This window comes from Bacteroides sp. ET489, from assembly GCF_030518095.1.
Lineage (GTDB): Bacteria > Bacteroidota > Bacteroidia > Bacteroidales > Bacteroidaceae > Bacteroides > Bacteroides ndongoniae.
This window is the reverse complement of record NZ_JAULLJ010000089.1, coordinates 1-2985: the sequence shown is the minus strand read 5'-3', so window position 1 is coordinate 2985 and position 2985 is coordinate 1. Positions and strand designations below refer to the sequence as shown.

Sequence of the window (2985 nt, the reverse complement as noted above, 5' to 3'; positions counted from 1 at the left end):
ATACGAACCGGATTTCCACTATTGACACGCTTCCTGCAATCACTTCACTTTATTCTCCGGGTCTATATATTAGGATAAAGCGAAGTGGTTGCAGGAGCGCATCAAACCGCTTCACTTTAAGCCGTATCCTATATATACGACAATAAAGTGAAGTGGTTATACAGCCAGTAACCTATAAACAGATACTGGCGAAAAGAAAAACAAACAATAACCGATAAAGACAATCATTTATGGACATACAGACAGCAAAACAAATCAGGCTGGAAGAATACCTTCACAGCTTGGGATATAGCCCGGTGAAGCGGCAGGGCATCAATCTTTGGTACAAATCACCGTTCAGGGAAGAAACCGAAGCCTCGTTCAAGGTGAACACCGAGCGGAACCAATGGTATGATTTTGCGCTCGGCAAGGGCGGCAACATCATTGCGCTGGCTTCGCACCTCTATGCAACGGACAGCGTGCCGTACCTTTTGAAACGCATAGAGGAACAAGCACCGCACGTGCACCCCGTTTCTTTCTCTTTTCGCAAGCAGTCATTTACAGAGCCGAGTTTCCAACAGTTGGAAATCGTGCCGCTTTCTTCTCCTGCCTTGCTCGCTTACTTGCAGGAAAGGGGGATAAATCCGGCACTGGCGAAAAAAGAATGTAAGGAAGCGCGGTTTACGCACAACGGCAAACGGTACTTCGCCATTGCGTTTCCCAACATGTCGGGCGGCTATGAAATCCGCAACCGATATTTCAAGGGCTGTATCGCACCGAAGGAAATATCCCACATCAGACAGTCGGGAGAGCCAAAGGTCACGTGTTTCGTTTTCGAGGGATTTATGGACTACCTCTCATTTCTGACCCTACGGCTCGAAAGCTGTCCGCAATACCCTGAATTCGACAGGCAGGATTACATGGTTCTGAACTCTGTTGCCAATGTTTCCAAAGCACTTTATCCATTGGGAAGCTATGAGCGAATCCACTGTTTTTTTGACAATGACCGTGCAGGAATGGAAGTCCTTCAGCAAATCCGCAAGGAATACGACAGCACCCAGCATATACGGGACGCTTCACAAATCTACAGAGGATGCAAAGACCTGAACGAGTATTTGCAGAAACGCATGGCGGATAGAAAAGAGCAAATGCAATTCGTCAAAAAGAGGAATGATGCGTTACCCAAGAAACCGAAAGGCTTCCGGTTATAGCCCACTATAACTACACGCTTCGCTTACGTAGTTGTGGGCTCTCCCGAGGGGATTAGGGCTTTGCCCTAATAACCCACTCAGGGCGTTTCTCCCCTGAGAACCCCGAGCAAAGAGTGACCCTCTCTTTGCAATCTCCGCTTATGGGTTACACCCCTAAGAACCCTGTGCGGTTATGAGCGGACAACAGAAGATTTCACCAATAATCCAAATCAAATTTTAAGAATATGGCAACAAAGTCAAGCATACATATCAAGCCCTGCAAAGTTACATCAAGCGGGGCACATAACAGAAGAACAGCAGAGTATATGCGCAATATCGGCAAGTCTCAAATATACATCGTACCCGAATTGACTTCTAATAATGAGCAGTGGATAAACCCGGACTTCGGCAGTCCTGACCTACAGGCGCACTATGAAAATATCAAACGGATGGTCAAGGAAAAGACCGGACGAGCGATGCAGGAAAAGGAACGTGAGCGCAAGGGAAAGAACGGAAAAATTATAAAAGTGGCTGGATGCTCACCAATCCGTGAGGGAGTATTGCTCATCAGACCAGAAACGACATTGGCAGACGTGTGTAAATTCGGTGAAGAGTGTCAAAAACGTTGGGGTATCACACCACTGCAAATCTTCCTGCATAAGGACGAGGGACACTGGCTTAGTGGACAGCCCGAAACCGGGGATAGGGAGAGTTTCCAAGTCGGTGAAAAGTGGTTCAAGCCGAATTATCATGCCCATATCGTTTTCGACTGGATGAACCACGATACAGGCAAGAGCCGAAAGCTCAATGACGAAGATATGACAGAAATGCAAAGTTTGGCATCCGATATTCTCCTGATGGAGCGTGGGCAGTCAAAGGCTGTTACTGGCAAGGAGCATCTGGAGCGTAACGATTTCATCATTGAGAAGCAGAAAGCCGAACTGCAACGCATGGATGCTGCAAAACGGCACAAAGAAGAACAGTTAGGTCTTGCTGAACAGGAACTGAAACAGGTGAAATCAGAAATACGCACCGACAAGCTAAAGAAAACAGCCACCAATGCAGCCACAGCCATAGCAAGCGGTGTTGGTTCTCTTTTCGGCAGTGGAAAGTTGAAAGATTTGGAACAAGCCAATGAAAAATTGCGCCAGGAAGTTGCCAAGCGTGATAAAGGCATTGATGAATTAAAAGCCAAGATGCAACAAATGCAGGAACAGTACGGCAAACAGATACGCAATCTTCAAGGAATACACAATCAAGAGCTTGAAGCCAAAGACATGGAAATTTCTCGGCTGAACACCTTGCTTGAAAAGGCACACAGATGGTTTCCGATGCTTAAAGAGATGCTGAGAATGGAAAAATTGTGCGCTGCCATCGGATTTACTAAAGATATGATTGACAGACTTTTGACAAAGAAAGAAGCCATACAATGTAGTGGCAAAATTTATTCTGATGAACACAGGCGGAGGTTTGACATCAAAAACAATATTTTCAGAGTTGAGAAAAGTTCAATTGATGATAATAAATTGGTGCTGACAATAAACAGGCAGCCAATAAGCGAATGGTTCAAGGAACAATGGGAAAAGTTAAGACGAGGTTTGCGACAATCCGATGAAGAGGCAAGAAAAAGCAGAGGATTGAAGTTTTAATAGTTGCTTATATTGTATCATATGAAAAAGTAGTATTTTTGTTGCCGTATTTGTTTGAGGTTATGAATAACAATATTTTGTAATATATAATGTAACAAATTACTATATTCACTAAACTTATAGTTACTTATTTTTAACAATACTTCGGTAAATTTTTACCGATAAAT

2 protein-coding genes are annotated in these 2985 nt (G+C 44.3%); both read left to right on the top strand.

The features are described from left to right. Positions 1–230 precede the first annotated feature (230 nt). On the top strand, positions 231–1190 hold the full coding sequence (locus tag Q3C19_RS18030) for a toprim domain-containing protein (protein ID WP_302731211.1): 960 nt from the start codon (positions 231–233) through the stop codon (positions 1188–1190). Positions 1191–1414: 224 nt separating this feature from the next. Continuing rightward, positions 1415–2818, top strand: coding sequence for a mobilization protein (locus Q3C19_RS18025; RefSeq protein ID WP_302731209.1), 1404 nt, complete (start codon positions 1415–1417; stop codon positions 2816–2818). Positions 2819–2985 lie beyond the last annotated feature (167 nt).